Source organism: Ornithinimicrobium panacihumi, from assembly GCF_052073805.1.
GTDB classification, from domain to species: domain Bacteria; phylum Actinomycetota; class Actinomycetes; order Actinomycetales; family Dermatophilaceae; genus Ornithinicoccus; species Ornithinicoccus panacihumi.
The window spans coordinates 28762-48358 of sequence record NZ_JBQGWG010000025.1; the positions used below are offsets into that span (position 1 = coordinate 28762).

Genomic DNA, 19597 nt, shown 5'->3' on the forward strand with positions numbered 1-19597 from the left:
ACCTGGGGTTGCGCTGGGGTGAAGCTCGCGCCATGCGATGAGGTGATGTGCTGGTGGCGGATCGGGCGCTGCGCGCGCGCCCGTCGCACAGCGGGGGTATCAGGGGAAGGTGGTCAAGGACCACGAAGCACGCACGGTGCCGGTGCCCGCCCAGGTATGGCCGTTGGTCCTGGCGATGATGCAGGGCAAGCGGGCGACCGACCACCTGATGGCGACCATCAACGGCTCGATGCTCCACGAGAGCAACTTTCGGCGATCCCCCCGGTGGTCCCGGACGGCACCACGCCGCACGCTGCATGATCTGCGGCACTCGGCGGCCACTGAGTGGCTGCGCGCCGGTGTCGACGACCACGGTCCAGGCATGGCTCGGGCATGAGTCCGCAGACGACCTAGGGATATCTGCACCACCTGGCCGGGTCGGCCGCGGACAAGACGGCGCGCGACCTGGTCGATCGACACAGTGGGGGCACGCGGGGGGCACACCCTGACCGGGGGCGACGACGCGCTGGGAGGAGGCGCAACGCTGTGACCAGCACAAACGCCAAGTGCCCCCGGCAGGATTCGAACCTGCGACACCCGCTTTAGGAGAGCGGTGCTCTATCCCCTGAGCTACGAGGGCGAGCCCGAGCTTTCCCGGGCCAGGGAAGATCTTCTCATGGGCAGAGCAGTCCGCCAGCACGGACGGCCGGCGGACTGCTCTTTCCCTTGCTCAGGCTGATGCGGCTCAGCGCAGACGCAGCCCCAGCGCGTCGGCAACCTGGCCCCAGTCGACGTAGGAGAAGTTGGTCGGGTCCTGCTCCTCATCCACGCCCGGGCCGGACTCAGGCTCGTCGTGGGTGACCAGCAGGCCGCGGGTGTAGTCGCCCACCGGCCGGGAGGCGATCGCCAGGCCGTCGGAGCCGTGGATGTCATCGACTCCGGCGACGCCCCGGACGCGGAACGAGCCGACCGGCTCGTGGTTGCCCTGGCGCTGGTAGACGGCGAAGGTGCTCTCGCCCTGGCTGGACACCACAACATAGCCGGTCGCCCCGCGACCGTAGTAGATGTCGACGCCCTCGGCGTCCGCCTCGAGCAGGTTGCCGCCGAAGCCCACAGCCTCCGGGTCGACCGGGGAGCACTCCTCGGTCTCCTCGTCGTAGGCGTCGTGGATGCCGAAGTCGCGGACGGTGTCGATGAGGTTGGTCTTGCCCCGGAAGCCCTTCGGGGTGACCTTGATCGACCAGAGGCCCACATCCTCCTGCGCGGCGAACAGGGTGCCGGTCTGCCGGTCGACGGCGACGCCCTCGAACTGCGGACCCACACCCGGCTCCTCGCAGGGCACCCAGGTGGTCCCATCGGGCAGCGGGAACGAGCCCGGCATCTCGATGGTGTCCACAGGCTCGTAGCCGAGCCGACCCTCCCTCTCGGCGACCTTGACCAGCGTGATGGCCGTCGTTCCCTCCTGGGTGACGACGACATAGGTGCCGCCCTGCCGCGGCTGCCACACGGCCAGACCGTAGGCGGTCTGCTCGGTGTCGACCCCCTCGCGGTCGGCGTGGAAGAGGAAAGGCAGCTCGACCGCGGTCACCTCGGTGAGCGGCTGGTCGGCGCGGGCACCGTCTGGGTCGATGACCCAGAACCGCACCTGGTCGTTGTAGCGGTCGGAGACGACGGCGACATCGACGGGCTCGCCGCCCAGCGGGACGTCGTAGGCGACGTCGACGTTGTTGTAGCGGCCGTCCTCACCGTCGGCACGCGGGGCCGGGGTGGCGGCGACCGACTGCAGCTCACGCGAGCCGAGGTCGTAGACGCGCAGGCCGCCCTCCTTGGCGGTGACGATCACGAGGGAGTTCGCGGAGTCTGTCCCGTCCACCCAGATGGCCGGGTCGTCGCCGGAGGCGTTTCCGCCCTCCTCGGAGTCGTAGAGGACCGGGGTCTCGTTGTCGGTGGTCACCTCTGCGACCCCGGCCGGCTCACCCTTCTGCTGCCCGGGAGAGGTATGGGGTGGTGCGGCGAGCGCGGGGCCTGCGGCCAGCGCGGTGACGAGGGCGAGGGACAGGGCGGGGCGAAGTCGTGGCGACATGCCCCGACCCTGCCCAGCCTCGGTGACGGCCGGATGGCTTCCAGGGGAAGGTTCGGCGACGGTCCGGCGACGCCCGCCCTGTCAGGGCCCGGGCGACAGTCCGGTCAGGAACCGGTCGTGAGTCCGGTCAGGAACCGGTGACGGCCGAGGCGAGCTTGCCGAGGGTGTCCTCGAGGTCGGACTCCTTGACCAGCGGGAAGGACACCTTCTTGAGGAGCTCCTTGTCGGTGACCTTGCTCCAGTCGTAGGTGTGGCGCACCTCGGTGCTGTCCGGGCCCTGGGGCACCAGCTCCCAGACCCACTGCCACCCGGGCGGCTCGGTGCCGGCCGGCGCGGTCTCCCACGCGAGCAGGTGGTCCTTGTCGTAGCCGGTGACGTGGTTGTCGGTCTGGTAGTCGCCACCCATGTGGTCCCCGGACATGTTCATCGTGAACTTCTGGCCGGTCGCGGTGATCCGGTCGCCGTGGTCGACGGACTGGACGAAGCCCGAGCCGTCGAGCTCGACGTGGCGCGCGGGCAGCGAGAGGACCTCGAAGATGTCTGCGGCCGAGGCGTCGATCGTGCGGGTGACGGTGATCTTCTTGTCATCAGTCATGTGCTCGACGCTAGCGGCGGGCGGGTGGTCCCGCGACCTGGGAGGGTATGGGGCATGGCCACCCACACCTACGAGCTCGCCGTAACCTGGACGGGCAACACCGGCACGGGGACGAGCGGTTATCGCGCCTACTCCCGCGACGTGCTCGCCAGCAGCGAGGGTCGCCCGGATCTGGAGCTGTCGGCCGACAGGCCCTTCCGCGGGGACGCCACCCGGTGGAACCCGGAGGTGCTCCTGCTCGCGGCGCTCAGCGAGTGCCACCTGCTGTCCTTCCTGCACATCGCGGTGACCCACGGCGTGACGGTGGTGGCCTACGAGGACCGGCCGGTCGGGACGATGGAGCAGGTCGGCATCGGCGGAAGGTTCACCCGGGTCCTGCTGCGCCCGGAGGTGACGGTGGCGGACCCGGCGCACGTGGACCTCGTGTCGCAGCTGCACCACGAGGCCTCCGAGGCGTGCTTCATCGCCTCCTCGATGAACTTCCCCGTGGAGCACGAGCCCCGGACGACGGTGGCTGGCGGGTAGCTCCCGGCCAGTGCCGCCGATCGCGCCTCGAGCCGGGTTCAGGCCGTGTGCCGGTCGGATCAGGCCGTGAGCCGGACCGTGCTGGCCTGCGGGATGGCTGCGTAGCGGTCGGGCGTGCAGGTCAGCAGGATCACCTGCACGTCGCTGCCCTGGGCGCTGGCCCCCAGGACCTGCCCCATCTGCTGGAGCCGGTCGGGATCGCTGTAGCCGAGGGCGTCGTCGATGACGACGGGGACGCCCTGGGTCGGGTCGACCAGCCGGGCGACGGCAAGCCGCGCCAGGATGCCCAGCTGCTCCTTCGCTCCCCCCGACAGCTCCTCGAAGGGCACCGTCGTGCCGTCCAGGGTGCGCGCGGCGAGCGTGAGCTGGTCGTCGACGGTCACCGAGAAGCCCTCGCCGTAGACCGTGCGGCCCAACGTCTCCAGGGCCTCGGTGTAGGGCAGGACGTAGACCCGGTGGGCGGCCTCCCGGTGGGCGACCAGCGTCCGCCACAGGTGGCGGGCCGCACGGGCACGGCGGTCCAGCCCGGCCAGGTGCCGCTCGGCGTGCTCGAGGTCGGCCACGGCCAGGTCGTAGTGCTCCTGCCGCCCCTCGCTGGCGGCCATCTCGATCTGGCCGGACAGCGTGTGCAGGGCGGCCGTCGCGCGGTCGTGCTCGGTCTGGGCGAGGTCGGCGCGGCCCGCGGCGGCGACGACCTGGCGGTCGATGCCGTCGACGTCGGCCTTCTCGACCTGGGCCCGGGCACGCTGTGCGGCGAGCTCGGCGGTGGCCAGCTCCTGCGAGCACTCGTGGACGCGGGCGTCCAGGTCGTCGTCGCCCAGACGTGCCCGGGCCTGGTCCAGCTCGGAAGAGAGCCCGGCGAGCTGGGCCCGGTCGGCCTCGAGGCGGCCGGTGGCGTGGTCGAGCCGGGCCCGGATGGCCTGGCCCTGCTGCCGCAGGTCCTTGCAGGCCGCCGTCGCGCGACGCCGCTCGGCACGGGCGTCCTGCCAGGACCGGGCCGCCTCGGCGGCGACCGCGGTCGCCTCAGCCAGGTCTGCCGGCAGCGGGGCCTGGACGTCGCGCCCGGCCAGGTAGGAGGCCGTCGTCTCGGTCAGCCGGTCGACCTCGGCGATCAGCGAGGCAGGGACATGACCGGCGATGGCCTCGTCGAGCTCGGCACGGGGGCGGCCCGCGAGCGCGACCTCGAGCTCGTGGGTCAGGGAGGAGAGGCTGGCGCGCAGACCGTCCTGGGCGGCCACCACCTGGGCGAGCTCCTCCACGGACTCGACGCCCGCCTGCGAGAGGGCCTCCCCCAGACGGCCACGCGCCGCGTTGAGCTCGGCGGCCCGGGCCTGGCTGCCCTGCTCGGGCACGATGACCACCCGGACCGACCCGGGGACGGTGACGACGAGCTCCTCGGTCAGCGGATAGCTCCCCTGCCCGGCCGCGCCCACCTGGTCGACCTGCCCGGTCGCCTCCTGCTCGGCGGTGGCGACCTCGACCTCGGCGCCCAGGGACTCCACCCGCACCTGCGCGCTGGCGGCCGCATGCTGGGCCTCCAGGTGCCGGACCGTGGTCTCCAGGTCGCGCGCCTGCTGCAGGTCCTTGCCCGAGACCGGGACCTCTGGCAGCTGCGCCCGTGCGGCGGACAGCTCACCGACGAGGTCGGTGACAGACCCGACCAACCACGAGAGACCGGCCAGGCGGTCGACGGCGGCCAGGTGGTCGGCGTCGGCCCGCGCCCGCTCGTGCACGGCCTCGGCGAGGTCGGCGGCGTCGTCGGCCTCGGTCGCTGCCGCCTCGGCCCCGGCGAGGTCCTCGATGAGCCGGGTGGCGGCCTGCTCCTGCGCCTGGAGGGCGGCCGCATCCTTGGTGATCCGCCCGGTCAGCTCGGTGACGGTGGCGACCAGGCGGCGACGCTCCTCGCGGAGCCGGGCCGCGCCACGGGAACGCTCGCTCGCCTGCCCCAGGACCGCCTTGGCCTGCTCGTGGGCGGCCACCACCTCGGCGACGGCCTCCTGGGCCTGGCGGGCTGCGTCGTGCTCGGCCTTGGCCGCGGCCAGCAGCTCGCGCGCCCCGTCGGCGGCGGCACGGGCCTGGACCTGACGCTCGAGAAGGATCTCTGCCTCCTGGAGCCGCCGGTGCGCTTCGGAGACGGCCTCCTGCGCCAGGGTGTAGGCACCCATCGCCTGCTTGTAGTCACCGGTGGGACGCCCGGACCTGAGCGTGAAGTAGGTGGTGTATTCCTTGGCGACCAGGTCGAGGACCTGCTCGCCCTCCTCCGCGTGCAGCTGCGATCCGGCGGCCGCGTCGAGCGCGCTGCCGAGCACCGCGCTGTCGGCCAACGGGGCAAGGGTGCCGTCCTGGGCCTGGGTGAACCGCAGCGCGTCCCAGAGGGTGCGGTCCAGCGAGCTGGAGATGAGCCGGTCGAGATAGGACTGCGCCGCTTCGCCGGACAGCTGCCGGGGCGCCGGGGAGAGCACGTCCAGGGTCGTCATGGTCTGCCGCAGCCACCGCTTGGCGTAGCGGACCCGCTGCCCTCCCACGGTGAACTCGGCCTCGACGTAGGGCCCCACGTCCTTGCCGACGGGCTGGAGCCGACGGATCTCCCTGCTCGTGGAGGTGGCCTTGAAGCGGGGGTCGAGCAGCTTGTCGAAGGCCTCCAGCAGGGTGGACTTGCCGACCTCGTTGGGGCCCTCGACCACGACGACGCCCTGGTCGGGGAAGGTGACGGTGCGCTCCTGGACGCCCTTGACGTCCTTGACCGTGATGCTGTGCACCCTCATGCCGCACCTCCGCGGGTGAGCCGGTAGAGCAGCGCGAGAGCGTCGCGCGCGGACTCCTCGTCGTCGTCCCGGCCCGGGACGAAGGGCCGCCAGGACTCGTCGTCACCGGCCGGCACCTGCTGGGCGGCCGCGCTCTCCGCCAGGCTGCGGATCTCTTCCACGGCTGTGCCCAGGAAGCCACCGAGGCCGAGCTCGGACCACTCCTCCTGGTCGCTGACGACGGCGACGTCGTGGTGGCGGGACCATGCGTAGAGCGCCGCCAGGGTGTCGCGGTGACGCTCCAGGAGCGTCTCGAGCCGCGCGTGCTGGGCGACGGTCAGCGTCCCGCGCAGGGCGTAGCGGACGATCGTGCGGTCCTTGTCCGGCAGCCCGGACAGGAACGAGTCGAGGGCGTCCAGGTCTGCGGCCGAGGCGACCTCGCGCTGCACGTCGGTGAAGCTCCAGGTGCCCACGTGGTGCGGCGTCACCCGGGCCGGCGATTCCGCCTCGGCGACCTTGGGCTCGACCTCGACGACGAGCACGTCTCCGGGCCGGCTCTCGCGGAACGAGGTGGCCTCGGGGGCGCCCGAGTAGTGGATGGCCGCGTCGGCGACCTGGGTGCGGGAGTGCCGGTCGCCGAGCGCGACGTAGTGGATCCGCCCCTCCTCCAGCGCCGCCACCAGCGGTGCCGTGGCGATGCTCGCCGAGCTGCGACGGTCGGGGTCGAGCTGGTCCACCGCGCCGTGGCCCACGACCACGCGCACGGTGCCCTCCGGCGCGGGCCCGTCGGGCAGCTCCGCCAGCGCCTCCGCCACGAGGTCACGGCCCGGATGCTTGCCGTGCCAGGGTGCAGCCACGATCTCCACGCCCGGCGCGATCTCGTGCACGCCGGGCCGGTCGAGGACGTGGACGTGGTCGGGCGCCTCCGTGCGGAAGACCTCGGAGGTGTAGACCGACATCGCATCGAGCGGGTCGTGGTTGCCGGGCAGCAGGTAGACCGGGACCGGCACGTGCCGCAGCGCCTCCAGCGCGCGGCGCACGGTCTGGGCGGTCAGCTGGTTGGACTCGAAGACGTCGCCGGCCACCACGATGAAGTCGCAGTCCTGGTCCTTGGCCACCCGGCCGAGGCGACCGATGACGTCCACCCGGGCGGCCGAGAAGCGCGCCTGGGCCTCCCCCGCCAGGAAGTGGCGCGTCATCCCGATCTGCCAGTCGCTGGTGTGCAGGAACCTGACCGTCCTCAGCGTGATCCCTCCGTCCTCGTCGCGTGTGTGCCCAACTACCGACCACCGTAGGAGAGACCACCGACAGACCCCGGCAGCCACGGCTGCCGTGTCGGTCACGCCCGGCGTCTCAGCGGGCCAGGAGGCTGCCCACGACCAGCCCGAGGACCGCCGCGAGGACGCCCGAGACGACGGCGAGGGCGAGGTATGCGGCAGCTCGCCGGAGCGAGCGCCGCCCCACCTCCCAGCCCTGGACGGCGAGGGTGCTCCACGTGGAGAGCGCGCCGCACAGCCCCGTGCCGAGCAGCAGCAGGAGCGCCGGGGGCACGAGGTCGCCCAGCCCGACGAGCACCCCCAGCAGCGCCGACCCCACGACGTTGACGACCAGGACACCCCGGAACGGCCCCACCGGAGGCATCGAGACCAGGTGGCGCAGCACCGCCCCGGCCGCCCCGCCCAGGGCGACGAGCAGGATCACCCAGCCCGGCCCCATACCCTCCAGGGCGCTCATCGCGTGCTCCTCAGCGCGGCCGTGCCGGCCAGCGCCGCCGCGGCAAGGCACAGGGCGGGAGAGAGGACCAGGAGCGCGAGCCCGACCAGGGGCGAGGAGTGACCCGCGGAGGCGACCTGCACCGCATACGTGGAGAAGGTCGTGAAGCCGCCGAGGAGACCGGTGCCGAGCGCGGGCCGGACCCACCGCGGATGGCGGCGACGGTCGTCATGCACGACCAGCCACGCCAGCAGGGCGCTGCCCAGGACGTTGGCGACCAGGGTCGCCCAGGGCCAGCCGTCCGTCAGGGGCAGGGTCAGCTCGAGCCCCCAGCGCAGCATGGCCCCGACCGCGCCGCCGACCGCGACGGCCCCCAGGGTCGCCGGGTGGGCCGCGTGGCGGTGGGTCGGGTGGTCGTGGCGCGCAGGTTCGCCGTGCGCCGGGGCGGTCGAGGACACGGGGCGAGCGTAGTCCTGGCCGTACAATGGCGGGATGAGTTCCGACTCCACCCCTGACAGTCCCTGGCCGGGCAGTGCCCGGCTCCTCGACAGCGCGGCCCCGGGGGGCGGCACGTGCTGATCATCGGCGGCATCACCGTCATCGTCGTCCTGACCATCATGACCGGCTACTTCGTGGCCCAGGAGTTCGCCTACGTCTCGGTCGACCGGGGCAAGCTCAAGCAGCTGGCCGACCAGGGTGACGAGGCCGCCAGGCGCGCCCTCAAGGTCGCCTCCCGCCTGTCCTTCACTCTCTCCGGCGCGCAGTTCGGCATCACCGTCACCGCCCTGCTCGTGGGCTACCTCGGCGAGGAGTTCCTGGTCCGCGGGCTGACGGAGGAGTATGCGGATCTGGGCTGGCTGGCGCGCGGCGCCATGATCTCGCTCTTCTCGATCGGCACGCTGGTCTTCTCCACGATCCTGCAGATGGTGATCGGCGAGCTCGGCCCCAAGAACTGGGCGATCGCCCGGCCCGTGCCGCTGGCGCGGGCGCTGTCGCGCTCGACGCTGCTCTACCTGGCCATCTTCGGCCCGATCATCACCCTGTTCGACAAGGCCTCCAACGCCCTCCTGCGCTCGGTCGGCATCGAGCCGGTCGAGGAGCTCCCGCAGGGCGCGACCCCCGAGGACCTCACGCGGATCATCGCGGAGTCCCACAGCGGCGGCACCCTCGACGAGGACCTGTCCACCTTGCTGGGCCGCGGCCTGGCCTTCCGGGACCGCGTGGCCGAGGAGGTCATGACGCCCCGCACGTCGGTGGAGACGATCCAGGCCGACGAGCCCGCCTCGGTGGTGCTGGAGGCCATGCAGACCGGGCACTCCCGCTTCCCCGTGATCGGTCGCGACATCGACGACATCGTCGGGGTCATCGGCCTGCACGACCTGCTCGAGGTCGACCACGAGACCCGCGCCACCACCCTGGTGCGCGACCTCGCCGACGACGCCGTGATCCTGCCCGAGTCCCTGCCCCTGCCGCGCGTGCTCGAGGCCCTCCGTGAGAGCCACCAGCAGCTGGCCGTGGTCGTGGACGAGTACGGCGGGTTCGCCGGCATCGTCACCTTCGAGGACGTCGCCGAGGAGGTCGTCGGCGAGATCTGGGACGAGGACGAGGACCAGGAGCCCACCAGCGCCGCCCGACCCGACGGCATCTGGGAGCTGTCGGCCCGCCTGCGGATCGACGAGACCGCGCAGGTGACCGGCATCGAGCTGCCCGAGCACGAGAACTACGACACCCTCTCCGGCCTGGTGATGGAGCAGCTCGGCCGCACCGCCGAGGACGGGGACAGCGTGGTCGTGCGGTGGACCAGCCGCAGCGGCGAGGGTGAGGAATATGTCCACCAGACCCGGATCGACGTGCTGAGCACCCAGCGCTTCGTGCCCGAGGTGGTGGCCCTGCACCCGTTGGTCTCGCTGTCGGCCGACGACTTCCGCCAGCTCGACGAGGACGCGCGGGAGCAGCTGACCCCGAGCAACGACGGGCCGGTGATCGCCACCCCTGACGTGGTCGAGGCCGGGGAGGGGGTCGTCCGATGAGCATCACCGTCGCGCTGCTGATCAGCGTCCTGCTGCTGGCGGCCAACGCCTTCTTCGTGGCCGCCGAGTTCGCCGTCGTCGCCGCCAAGCGGCACCGGCTGGAGGAGAAGGCCGAGGAGGGCAGCCGGGCCGCCCGCGCCGCCGTCGACGCCTCCCGCCAGCTCTCCCTCATGCTCGCCGGCGCCCAGCTGGGCATCACCCTGTGCACCCTGGGCCTGGGCGCGCTGGCCAAGCCGGCCATGAAGGAGCTGCTCTACCCGCTCCTCAAGGCGCTGCACATCCCCGCCCCCGACGTGGTCATCTCCGGTATCGCCGTGGCGCTGGCCGTGGGCATCGTCGTCTTCCTCCACATGGTGGTGGGTGAGATGGCCCCCAAGTCCTGGGCGATTTCCCACCCGGAGAGCTCGGCACTCATCCTGGCGATCCCCTTCCGGGCCTTCACCTGGGTGATGAAGCCGGTCCTGTGGCTGATGAACGAGCTGGCCAACCTGATGCTGCGGATGGGTGGCATCGACCCGGTCGACGCCCTCGGCAACGCCCAGACGCCCGCGGACCTGCAGCTGCTGCTGGCCCAGTCGCACGAGCACGGGGTGCTGGAGGACGCCGACCACCAGATCCTCACCGGTGCCCTGCGCCTGGAGGAGGAGACCGTCTCGGCGGTGATGTTCCCGACCACGGCGGCCGTGACGATCCCCCGCACCGGCACGGCCGCGGACGTGGAGCGGATCAGCCGCGAGAGCGGCCGGTCGCGTCTGTTCGTCGTCGAGCCCACCCAGCGCGCCGGGCACCAGCGCATCCGCGGACTGGTCCACGTGCGCGACGCGATCCTGGCCAGCGCAGAGGGGCCGGAGGGCAGCGGCCGCGGGCTGGGTGAGTTCATCCAGCCGGTCGCCTCGCTGCGGGCCACCATGCCCCTCATCGACGCCGTCTCGAGCATGCGCGCCCAGCGCGGGCAGCTCGCGCTGGTCCACGACGAGCAGGGCCGGGTCGTGGGGATGACCTCGATGGAGGACATCCTCGAGCAGATCCTCGGCGAGTTCGACGACCAGTCCGACGAGGCTGCCACCGCCGGGCGCCCCGTCTGAGCCTCGATCCGCCGAAGTGATGGGTGCGTTTAGCGGGTCGTGAGACACGAATGCCCCTGTGACCTGGGATGATGGGACTTGCGACAGTTCCGATCGACCAGATAACAGGAGCACCCGATAGTGCGAGTCTTTCACAACATCTCAGCCGTTTTCGACGACCCGAACCTGATCGGCGCTGCGGGCCTGGTGCCGGTGATGGGCCTGGCCGAGCGGGCCGGCCTGCACGACCTGGTCACCGAGCACGTGACCGTGCCCGGGTCGGCCGGTGCCAACGCGGGGGTGAAGGTCTGTATCGCCCCGGCTCTGATGGAGGCTCTCATCACACGGAAGGATGAGAGTCATGGGAGCACCACGGGAGTACAGCCCGGAGCTGCAGGAGCGGGCCACGCGGATGGCGGTGGAGGCGCGCCAGGACCCGGACCGGGCGCGCGGGGCCATCTCCCGGATCGCGTCACAGCTGGGCGTCCACCCCGAAGCGCTGCGCAACTGGGTCCGGCAGGCCGAAATCGACGGCGGCCAGCGCCCGGGCACCACGACCGATGACGCGGCGCGTATCCGCGAGCTCGAGAAAGAGAACGCTGAACTACGCAGAGCAAATACGATTCTGCGGCAGGCCTCAGCTTTCTTTGCGGCGGAGCTCGACCGCCCCAAGAAGTAGTCATCGACTTCATCGACGAGCACAAGGCTGAGCACGGGGTCGAGCCGATCTGCGCAGCGCTGAAGACCACCACCGCGCAGATCGCCCCGTCCACCTACTACGCGAGCAAGAAGCGGCCGGCCTCGGCGCGGGCGCTGCGCGACCTGGCGCTGATCACCGTCATCGCCAGGATCCATGCGGCCAACTACGGCGTCTACGGGGCCCGGAAAGTCTGGCACGCCCTCAAACGCGAGGGCCACGACGAGGTCGCCCGGTGCACCGTGGAGCGGCTCATGCGCGTCAACGGGCTGCGCGGCGTGAGCAAGGAAAAGGCGCCCCGCACGACCCGGCCGGCGAGGGACGACATTCCCGACGATTTCGTGAACAGGCAATTCGTCGCCTCGGCACCGAATGAACTTTGGGTGGCGGACATCACCTATATCAAGACGCACTCGGGATGGGTGTACGCCTCGTTCGTCATGGACATGTTCTCGCGCTTCATCGTCGGCTGGCAGGTCGCCACCAGCCTGCACACCCGCCTGGCCCTGGACGCCCTGGATATGGCGATCTGGGCGCGCACCCGAGCGGGCGATGACCTGTCCTCGCTCATCCACCACAGCGACAGGGGCGTGCAATACCGGGCGGTGCGCTACACCGAGCGGCTCGCCGAGGCCGGCGCGGTGGCCTCGGTCGGTTCCAAGGGCGACTGCCTGTTAACCGGCCAATCACCCCTGCAAGGTCGTTCCGGAGGTGGCCAACCTCGCAGTCGAGGTGCTCGCTTCGCGCGGTGTGGAGGCGTAGGTATGAGGCATGGACACCGACGCCGGTGCTGTCAGTCTTCGCCAGGTCGAGCAGCGCTGGGAGCTGACCTGTCCTGCCCGGCCCGAGCTCGTCGCCGTTCCCAACGCCTACCTGGGGTACCTGACTGACCGGAACTACTCGCCTCGCACCGTCCGCACGTACGGCTTCGGGCTGGTGGCGTTCTGCCGTTGGGCCTATGGCACCGGCAAGGATGTCGAGGCGGTGAGCACTGATGACCTGCTGTCGTTCTTGTCCGCGTGCCGCCAGCAGGTCGTGGCCGGTCGGGGCGGGCCGAACGTGGTCGACCTGGCCGGGCGCCGCACCGACCGCCTCGCCCCGGCCTCGGTGAACCTGCGCCTCGCGGCCATCGCGGGGATGTATGAGTACCTGGCGATGCGGGACCCCAGCAGGACCTCTCCGGTCCCGAAGGGACGGCCCTCGACCTGGTTCGCGCAGGGAGAACGCTCCGGGCTGCTGGCCCACACCAAGCGCCGACCCGCGCCCCGGTCCCGGCTTCGGTTGCGGACCCCTCGACGACTTCCTCGGGCCCTGACCCCGACAGAGACCAGGGCGCTGCTGGCCAGCCTGCGCAGCCGACGGGACCTGGCGATCGCCGGGCTGATGCTGTACTGCGGACTGCGCTCGTGCGAGGTCCTCGCCCTGGCCGTGACCGACGTCGACATCGGCGGCCGGTGGCTGCTGGTGCACGGCAAGGGCGGCAAGGACCGCAGGGTGCCGCTGGATGGCGACCTCGCCGCGGCGATCAACGCCTACCTACTCACCGAGCGCCCGGACACGCCCAGCCCGTCGCTGTTCGTGGTGGCCAAGGGCCCCACCCGCGGTCAACCGCTGACCCCGGCCGGGCTGCGCACCATCTTCCGCTACCACCGTGCCCGCAGCGGAGTCGGCGCCGGCGCACCGCACGCGCTGCGGCACACGTTCGGTACCGCGCTGGCCGAGGCAGGGGTCGACCTGGCCGTCATGCAGTCCCTGCTCGGCCACGCCCACGTCGACACCACCGCCCGGTACATCCACCTCGCCCCGACCCACGTGAAGGCTTCCTACGATGCTGCCCGCACCCGGCAACGCGACACGTCCAACTGACCAGCACCACGGTGCTGAACCACCGCAGGAGGTGCTGGCCGCCTACCACGCCCACCAAGGCCGCACCGGCCGCGGGAACAACGCATTCACGAGCGCGGCGAAAGCGTTCCTGCGACGCTGGCCGTGCGTGCAGGACTGGGCGGCCGAGCCGCTAGGCGTGCAGCTGTCCGCGAACACGGCCACCCGCCCGTTCCTCACCTTCCTGCTCGTCACCGGACGACGGCGCCCCTCGTGGGAGTACCTGGTGCACCGCAAGTTCTCCTCCCTGTGGCGCGACCTGCCCGACACCGTGATCGGCGACGACGTGCAGGAGTTCATCACCGCAGCCCGAGCCGTCGGCTACTCCGAACGGGTCGCCTCAGCCATGGCCTCCCAAGTCATGGCCCGGGTACTGTTCGCCACCGGCAAACGCCTGGACCAGGTCACCCACGACGACTTCGACGCCCTCGCCGCCGCCGGCCAGGCACGGCAGGAGGCCACCGGACGCACCTGGAAGCACTACCGTGCCTGCGCCACCGCGACCCGGACCGTGCTGTTCCACCACGGCGTGCTCCCCGCGCCGCCTCCCTCGCGGGAGCAGCGTTGGCCGTTCGCCCGACGCCTGGGCAGCGTGCCCGAACCGATGCACTCGATCCTGGTGCGCTACCTGGACCGCAAGTCCGTGACCTGCAAAACGACCACCGTCTCCTCCCTGGCGACCCGCCTGGCCCACTTCGCCACCTTCGTCACCACCCTCGAGGCGGACATCACCCCCGCGGGCCTGGACCGGGTCAGGCACATCGAACCGTGGCTGGTCGCGCTCACCCGAGCCGAGAACACCAAGTCCGGCGGCCTCCTGTCCGTGCCCGAGCAGGCACGACGGATCCTGGCAGTGGCCAACTTCTGCTCCGACATCACCGAGTGGGACTGGCCCGAAGCACCACCGCGCAAGCTGCTCTACGCCTCGGACAACCCGCGCCTGCCCCAACCCCTGCCCCGGTTCCTCCCACCGGCCGCCGACCAAGCCCTGACCCAGGCCCTGACCGACTCACCCAACCGGCTGGCCGCCGACGCGCTGCTGCTGCAACGCGCCTGCGGCTTGCGCATCGGCGAACTGCTCGACCTCGAGCTTGACGCCGTCATCGACGTCCCCGGCGCCGGCTCCTGGCTCAAGGTGCCGCTGGGCAAGCTGGACACCGAGCGGATGGTCCCGATCGACACCGAGACCCTCACCCTGATCGATCGGATCAGCACCACCCGCAGTCCCGGCCGACCGATCCCGCACCCGCGCACCGGACGCCCCGCGGACTTCCTATTCACCGCCCACGGTCACCGGCTCAGCCAGAACCGGCTGCGCGCCGAGCTCGACCGGGCCGCCGGCGCCGCCGGGCTCGGACACATCACCCCTCACCAGCTGCGGCACACCTACGCCACCGCCCTGGTCAACGCCGGCGTCTCCCTGCAAGCCCTCATGGTCATCCTCGGCCACGTCAGCGCCGAGATGAGCCTGCGCTACGCCCGCCTCTTCGACAGCACCGTCCGCGCCGAGTACGAACGCGCACTGAATCTGGCCAAGTCGCGCCTCGGCCCCCTACCCACCCCCGACCGCGACACCGACAAGCCGGACCAGGACATCGACTGGCGCACCACCGCAACCATCAAGACCGCCCTGGCCGGAGGCTACTGCCTGCGTGCCCCGGCGCAAGGGCCCTGCGCCTACGCCAACCTGTGCGAGCACTGCCCCGCCTACCGCACCACCATCGAGCACATCCCCGTACTGACCGCCCAACGCGACGACGCCGCCGTCCTCGCTCAAGACGCCACCGACCGAGGCTGGGACGCAGAGACCCAACGACACCTACGGCTCATCAGCCGCCTCAACACCCACATCGAGCAAGCAGCGACACGCCGAACCCCCGCGTGACCAACAGCACAACACGTCCCACCGCGCCCCAGTCAGGGCCCCGATTAGCCGGATAAAGCTACGACAACGCAGCCGCCGAGGCGCTGAACTCACTGTTCAAGGCCGAGCTCATCCGCAACCCCGGCCCCTGGAAGGGCGTCAACGACGTCGAGATCGCGGTCGCCGAGTACGTCGACTGGTACAACAACCGGCGCCTGCACGGCGAGATCGGACACGTCCCACCCGCCGAGTACGAGGACCACCACTGGGCAACCCTGCACAGTGAGCACTACCGTAAGAACCCGGTCCTCACCGAGGTCGGACCCAACTAACCGAGCGTCCACGAAACCCGGGGCGATTCATAGAGTCCCGCACGGAGGCCGCCCGCGAGGCCATCGACCGCTTGGTGAGGGCCGCCAGGGACGAGCTGGACGTACACACCCGGGGGGTTTTCCCCGTCTCCGTGGACGACCCCCGCGATCTTCAGGAGACATAACCGGCGGACGAGGTGCCGACAGGCAACGGCACTCAGAACTCACGCAGCGGTCTTACACGAACGCCCTGCTCAAGGCGCTCACGTACCCACCCAGGCCTGCTGAACCAGGTCCGGCTCAGGCAACGTCGTTGGCTGTGGCAGGGATCCGGGGGTTCTCTCTATCACGCTGCCTGGCCCGACGGACGAGCTCGGCGGGGTCGATGACCTCGTAGTCCTGCTCGGGCTCCGTGTCGGTAATCCTGACATCAGTGGAAGCAGGAGCCCCAGACTCTGGCTTCCTCGCGCAGCACCTGCAGAACGAGCTGGGTGGCCCGCGCGTCCCCCGCCTTGACCCGTCTAGAACCGGGGCGGCAGGCAGCCACGCAGTTCTGTCCCTCCACGCCCGAGCGATTCAGCACAACAACAAGAGTAAAGGTTTGGTAAGAGGGCTTGACACCTGGGGTGCTTATGGCAGCGTTGGCGCTACAGCCTTCACACTGGGTCACCGACGACCCAGGGGCGCTGGAGAGGGACGACACAATGAAGGCACGGCGTTTGATATTGGGGTTCGACGCGGGGTGCAACACCTGCACCGGCATTGCTCGCGACATCACAGAGCTGAGTGATGGGCGCATCGAGGTCATGGGCCTTGATGAGCCCGAGATGGTGACAGCTCGCCACAACCGTTACGGCCCTGCCGCGCCCTGGGCCCCCACGTTGGTGATCCACCAGGCCAAATCTGCCTCACCACGCGTCGTCACCGGTGCAGGGATCGCTATTGCGTTGGTCACTGAGATCGGGCTACGGAACTCGTGGGCAATTGCCAATAAAATAGACGCCGTGGTCGGTAACGGGCGTGGCACACCTGTAACAGGCGGTCTGCGCCGGTCCACCTTTGTCAAAGGGGTGCTAGGTGGCATGGCGGGCATTGCGCTGTTAAGCGGAGCCCGGCCCGCCAACGCGGCTGCTACCGAGGCCGATCATTGGATACCTAGCCTGCACCTTAAGACACAATCCAGGATGGCGGAGTCAGAAGCATGGGAGGTGCTGAGACGCCTCCTGCCAAGAACGGTGCTTAGGCGTCCCGAGCTCGCGGAGTTGCGGACAGCGGTAGAGGGAAACTCAAAGGGCCAAGCTCATCCCGCGATCCGCGAGCACCTACAGGGCGGCGACCAGCAAGGCGGTTCCGTGGGTGCATTTCAGACAGGCGTTCGTGAGGCCCCTGCCCTACTCGTTGTCGGTGCAGTTCATGAAAATGACGAGGGCGACCGACTCACGATCCTAACGGTGCAAACAGGAAACAGGGTTGTCGCGCATTACGACCTGGCGGGCAGACGCTCCGCAACGCGCGTTCTTCGCGTCGAGGGAACGGGCGCCGAGGATTGGAGAGCCGTTTCCGAGTTGTACATGGAAGACTCCGAAATTATCCTCGATAGCCATTCTTCAGTGGGTATCGGAGGGGACCAATTTGAGACACAGAGCACCTGCCCGCCATGCTTCAACCGGTCCTGTGTGGCCTATGATGGCCGATGCTTGGCCAACTGCTGCGCACAATGCCTCCTGTGTGTGTTTGCACCATGGGTGCCCGTCACGGGTGCCGCCTGTTTGGCGTGCGTCCTGGCCTACTGCAACTGGTGTATTTGGTTTAACCGTTGCTGCGCTTCCTATGTGTGCCGTTACCGCGGAGGAAAACTATGCTGAGTAGCGCGCGCCATCATGTTTCGTTAACTCTTGTGATCTTGGTGGCTGCCCTTGTGACCGTCCCAAATCTGCCCGACGCCATCGCATCACAGCGACCCTTTAGCACCGTCGTCTTCCTGGCTGCTTGGGTCCTTACTGCAGTGTTCGCCTTTGCATGGGCTCTTCAATACTCAAGGCAATCGCCCCGCGCACTGATGCTTGCCGTAGCAGTGTCAGCGATCGTGACGCTCGGGATGGGTGTGAGTCTTATCTCAACTGCTGGACGCGGTAGCGAACTCGACTTTGCTCGGCCTCTCACCACGGGGGTATTAGTGTTGCTATCGCTCGCCGCGATCCATCGCTGGTCCGTCAATCGGTCCGAGCGAGGAAGAGAGACCGACCATTGACCCTGCCCGGCGCGGGCATAGCTTTTGTGATACGCGAAGGGTCGCTCCTGCACGGATGGCGGCATTGCAGCGGCCCTCACCGCGCCGTTGATCCGTCGGGAACGGTTGTTCTGGGCGCCCACAGGGGCCCCTTTGCTAGGGGAAGACGGCCAGGGCGTCGAGCGTACGGACTGCTGGATCATGCGACCCTAGAAGACTTTCGAACCCTGGGTACGGATTTCGGTTACAGACCGTGGAGCACGAGCTTGCTGGCACGTCACGTGAGAGTGGTAGACAAGCAGTTACAGCGCGAGGTGCTGAAGACTAGGGGTGTCCTCATGCTGCCCGATCCCGCCGATGAAGCGGAATCGCGTGTGGCTATCCCCCGCTGGGGGTCGGGTGGCCAGGGGGTTGTGGCGCTACGTGAGGGTGAGTGGATTGACACAAATCGTTACACCGTGACCCAGTTCTGTCCCGGCCACGAACTCTCCATGAACCTGTACGTCGGTCGCCGTCGCCTCGTCGCGTTCCCTCCCGTTTATAAGGGGCGCACCCGCGAGGACCTCCTGCATCCTGCTGTTAGACCTCGGATAGCCGGTATGGCACTCCCTGGCAATCTGACTACACGCCTGGAAGCAATGGCGATCAAGTGCACTCAAGCATTTTCCTTGCATGGCTTTGTAGAGGTGGAATTTATTCTTGACGATTTCGGTAGACTCCGGATAGTGGAGGTGAATCCTCGCATTTCACAGTCCTTGAGGCCCTCTGCCTTATCGGCCAAGAGCTGCCTCTGCCTTCTCGGACTTGCGGAGGCAAGTAAGTCTGCCTCGGCACTGCTGAGATTTGATAACTCGCGCCCGGTGGTGGAGATTCCTTTTTCCCCGTTGCCTGAAACAAACTCCTCGTCGTGGGTTTCGCATGGTCGCCTGACAATGGTCTTGGATGGGGCTGACATTGATGACATGATGCTGTCGCTAGGCTGCTCGCGCACCTATACGCGGCACTGGAAGCACGAAGTCCGCAAACTACTTCAACAATTTGATGAAATGGTGCGGACGGTCAGGGGCTCGCATCATGGTCTCGACCCCAGTTTCTAGTAGCTTCATCGATACAGGTTTCACCTTTTGGTGAGCCCGGCTGCGATCTGGTCTGTCCGTCCTGGCCAAGTGCCCTGGGTTTACCCCTTCGCAAGGAACTCCTGAAGCTTCTTGACGAGCCCCAGTAGCTCCGACCTGAGTTGTGACGTTGCCCCGGTTTTGCGGTAGTGGCCAGCCCTGACCTGCGGCTTCGTGTTGCAGGGTGTGACTAACCGGGGCCTTCGGCGTGGGTAGCCTTGCCCCGTGGGCTCGTTCGTGCGCAAGGTGACGACCGCCTCGGGCGCGACAGCAGTGCAGATCATGCACAAGCGCGGACGGCGAGTCCTGGGCATCGACCACATCGGCTCGGCCCGTACCGAGGCCGAGCTGGCGCTGCTGGAAGCCATCGCGCACGAGCGGTTGCACGCCGGCCAGGACCAGCTGCCGCTCGATCATGGTGGGTCCAGCGCTTCGACCGCAGCCCCGGGGATGGGCGCCACGGTCGCCGGCACGTCCTCGCGTGTGCTGTGGCAGGCCCTTGAGCGGGTCTACGCCGACCTCGGCTTCGACGTCCTGGGGGACGAGGCGTTCAAGCAGCTCGTCCTGGCTCGGATCATCGAGCCGACGTCCAAGGCCGACACGGTGCGGGTGCTGGAGGAACTCGGGGTGCCCTCCCGCACGAGGGAGACGTTCATGCGCTGCCTGTCCCGGGTCGTCGAGCGCAACTACCGCGACCAGCTCGGCGCCGCCTGCTACGCCCACGCCGCCCCCACCGGGCGCCTGGCCGCAGTGTTGTACGACC

The 19597-nt window shown here is 69.4% G+C and carries 15 protein-coding genes, 1 tRNA gene, 2 pseudogenes and 1 other annotated feature; of the genes and pseudogenes, 11 read left to right on the forward strand and 7 right to left on the reverse strand.

Going from position 1 to position 19597, the window contains the following annotated elements; genetic code table 11:
- The first annotated feature begins 109 nt into the window (after positions 1-109).
- Positions 110-376 carry a site-specific integrase gene (locus ACTMMA_RS16045; RefSeq protein ID WP_441191123.1) on the forward strand — a complete coding sequence of 89 codons (267 nt, stop codon included), beginning with the start codon at positions 110-112 and terminating at the stop codon, positions 374-376.
- A 170-nt stretch (positions 377-546) separates the two neighbouring features.
- Here ACTMMA_RS16045 and ACTMMA_RS16050 read toward each other — a convergent pair.
- The 3 genes from ACTMMA_RS16050 to ACTMMA_RS16060 all read right to left on the reverse strand — a co-directional run bounded on the left by ACTMMA_RS16050 (position 547) and on the right by ACTMMA_RS16060 (position 2657).
- Positions 547-619: transfer RNA gene (locus ACTMMA_RS16050), tRNA-Arg, on the reverse strand.
- Positions 620-724: 105 nt separating this feature from the next.
- On the reverse strand, positions 725-2062 hold the full coding sequence (locus ACTMMA_RS16055; protein ID WP_441191124.1) for a phytase: 1338 nt from the start codon (positions 2060-2062) through the stop codon (positions 725-727).
- A gap of 127 nt (positions 2063-2189) precedes the next feature.
- On the reverse strand, positions 2190-2657 hold the full coding sequence (locus ACTMMA_RS16060) for an SRPBCC family protein (RefSeq protein ID WP_441191125.1): 468 nt from the start codon (positions 2655-2657) through the stop codon (positions 2190-2192).
- A gap of 54 nt (positions 2658-2711) precedes the next feature.
- Here ACTMMA_RS16060 and ACTMMA_RS16065 point away from each other — a divergent pair, with 54 nt between their 5' ends.
- On the forward strand, positions 2712-3182 hold the full coding sequence (locus ACTMMA_RS16065) for an OsmC family protein (RefSeq protein WP_441191126.1): 471 nt from the start codon (positions 2712-2714) through the stop codon (positions 3180-3182).
- Between the two features lie 59 nt (positions 3183-3241).
- On the opposite strand, the gene ACTMMA_RS16070 is transcribed toward ACTMMA_RS16065, so the two are convergent.
- The 4 genes from ACTMMA_RS16070 to ACTMMA_RS16085 form a co-directional block, all read right to left on the reverse strand.
- Entirely contained in the window at positions 3242-5947 is a 2706-nt protein-coding gene (locus ACTMMA_RS16070; RefSeq protein WP_441191127.1) for an AAA family ATPase, read from the reverse strand.
- Positions 5944-7176, reverse strand: a complete 1233-nt coding sequence (locus ACTMMA_RS16075; RefSeq protein WP_441191135.1) for a metallophosphoesterase family protein — start codon at positions 7174-7176, stop codon at positions 5944-5946. The genes ACTMMA_RS16070 and ACTMMA_RS16075 overlap by 4 nt, the downstream gene beginning before the upstream one ends.
- A gap of 103 nt (positions 7177-7279) precedes the next feature.
- The gene (locus ACTMMA_RS16080; RefSeq protein WP_441191128.1) at positions 7280-7660 is read right to left on the reverse strand and encodes a CrcB family protein; all 381 of its coding nucleotides are present in this window, start codon (positions 7658-7660) and stop codon (positions 7280-7282) included.
- Positions 7657-8097, reverse strand: a complete 441-nt coding sequence (locus tag ACTMMA_RS16085) for a FluC/FEX family fluoride channel (RefSeq protein ID WP_441191129.1) — start codon at positions 8095-8097, stop codon at positions 7657-7659. The genes ACTMMA_RS16080 and ACTMMA_RS16085 overlap by 4 nt, the downstream gene beginning before the upstream one ends.
- 114 nt (positions 8098-8211) lie before the next feature.
- Between ACTMMA_RS16085 and ACTMMA_RS16090 the strand changes: the two genes are divergently transcribed.
- The 9 genes and pseudogenes from ACTMMA_RS16090 to ACTMMA_RS16130 form a co-directional block, all read left to right on the forward strand.
- Positions 8212-9669 carry a hemolysin family protein gene (locus tag ACTMMA_RS16090; protein ID WP_441191130.1) on the forward strand — a complete coding sequence of 486 codons (1458 nt, stop codon included), beginning with the start codon at positions 8212-8214 and terminating at the stop codon, positions 9667-9669.
- Positions 9666-10754 carry a hemolysin family protein gene (locus ACTMMA_RS16095; RefSeq protein WP_441191131.1) on the forward strand — a complete coding sequence of 363 codons (1089 nt, stop codon included), beginning with the start codon at positions 9666-9668 and terminating at the stop codon, positions 10752-10754. Before ACTMMA_RS16090 ends, ACTMMA_RS16095 begins: the two co-directional genes overlap by 4 nt.
- Positions 10755-11094: 340 nt before the next feature.
- On the forward strand, positions 11095-11412 hold the full coding sequence (locus ACTMMA_RS16100; RefSeq protein WP_441191132.1) for a transposase: 318 nt from the start codon (positions 11095-11097) through the stop codon (positions 11410-11412).
- Positions 11373-11501 (forward strand) — a sequence feature (AL1L pseudoknot). Its footprint overlaps the gene before it by 40 nt.
- Positions 11424-12320 (forward strand): IS3 family transposase, encoded by an 897-nt coding sequence (locus tag ACTMMA_RS16105; RefSeq protein ID WP_441191136.1) that lies wholly within the window; start codon positions 11424-11426, stop codon positions 12318-12320. (Overlaps the previous feature by 78 nt.)
- The gene (locus tag ACTMMA_RS16110) at positions 12202-13296 is read left to right on the forward strand and encodes a tyrosine-type recombinase/integrase (protein WP_441191133.1); all 1095 of its coding nucleotides are present in this window, start codon (positions 12202-12204) and stop codon (positions 13294-13296) included. The genes ACTMMA_RS16105 and ACTMMA_RS16110 overlap by 119 nt, the downstream gene beginning before the upstream one ends.
- A complete protein-coding gene (locus tag ACTMMA_RS16115) occupies positions 13259-15199 on the forward strand; it encodes a tyrosine-type recombinase/integrase (protein ID WP_441191134.1) in 1941 nt (646 codons plus the stop codon). Before ACTMMA_RS16110 ends, ACTMMA_RS16115 begins: the two co-directional genes overlap by 38 nt.
- Before the next feature lie 71 nt (positions 15200-15270).
- Positions 15271-15510, forward strand: a pseudogene (locus tag ACTMMA_RS16120) (IS3 family transposase); the annotation flags it as partial.
- Between the two features lie 2496 nt (positions 15511-18006).
- Positions 18007-18816 (forward strand): ATP-grasp domain-containing protein, encoded by an 810-nt coding sequence (locus ACTMMA_RS16125; protein WP_441191137.1) that lies wholly within the window; start codon positions 18007-18009, stop codon positions 18814-18816.
- Positions 18817-19059: 243 nt separating this feature from the next.
- A pseudogene (locus ACTMMA_RS16130) lies at positions 19060-19597 on the forward strand (IS1634 family transposase); the annotation flags it as partial.

What these genes read in the sequence shown, in the direction of transcription:
- ACTMMA_RS16080 (WP_441191128.1), bottom strand. Translation starts at nt 7,660, where the DNA reads ATGAGCGCCCTGGAGGGTATGGGGCCGGGCTGGGTGATCCTGCTCGTC.
- ACTMMA_RS16060 (WP_441191125.1), bottom strand. Translation starts at nt 2,657, where the DNA reads ATGACTGATGACAAGAAGATCACCGTCACCCGCACGATCGACGCCTCG.
- ACTMMA_RS16065 (WP_441191126.1), top strand. Translation starts at nt 2,712, where the DNA reads ATGGCCACCCACACCTACGAGCTCGCCGTAACCTGGACGGGCAACACC.
- ACTMMA_RS16115 (WP_441191134.1), top strand. Translation starts at nt 13,259, where the DNA reads ATGCTGCCCGCACCCGGCAACGCGACACGTCCAACTGACCAGCACCAC.
- ACTMMA_RS16100 (WP_441191132.1), top strand. Translation starts at nt 11,095, where the DNA reads ATGGGAGCACCACGGGAGTACAGCCCGGAGCTGCAGGAGCGGGCCACG.
- ACTMMA_RS16070 (WP_441191127.1), bottom strand. Translation starts at nt 5,947, where the DNA reads ATGAGGGTGCACAGCATCACGGTCAAGGACGTCAAGGGCGTCCAGGAG.
- ACTMMA_RS16110 (WP_441191133.1), top strand. Translation starts at nt 12,202, where the DNA reads ATGGACACCGACGCCGGTGCTGTCAGTCTTCGCCAGGTCGAGCAGCGC.
- ACTMMA_RS16055 (WP_441191124.1), bottom strand. Translation starts at nt 2,062, where the DNA reads ATGTCGCCACGACTTCGCCCCGCCCTGTCCCTCGCCCTCGTCACCGCG.
- ACTMMA_RS16095 (WP_441191131.1), top strand. Translation starts at nt 9,666, where the DNA reads ATGAGCATCACCGTCGCGCTGCTGATCAGCGTCCTGCTGCTGGCGGCC.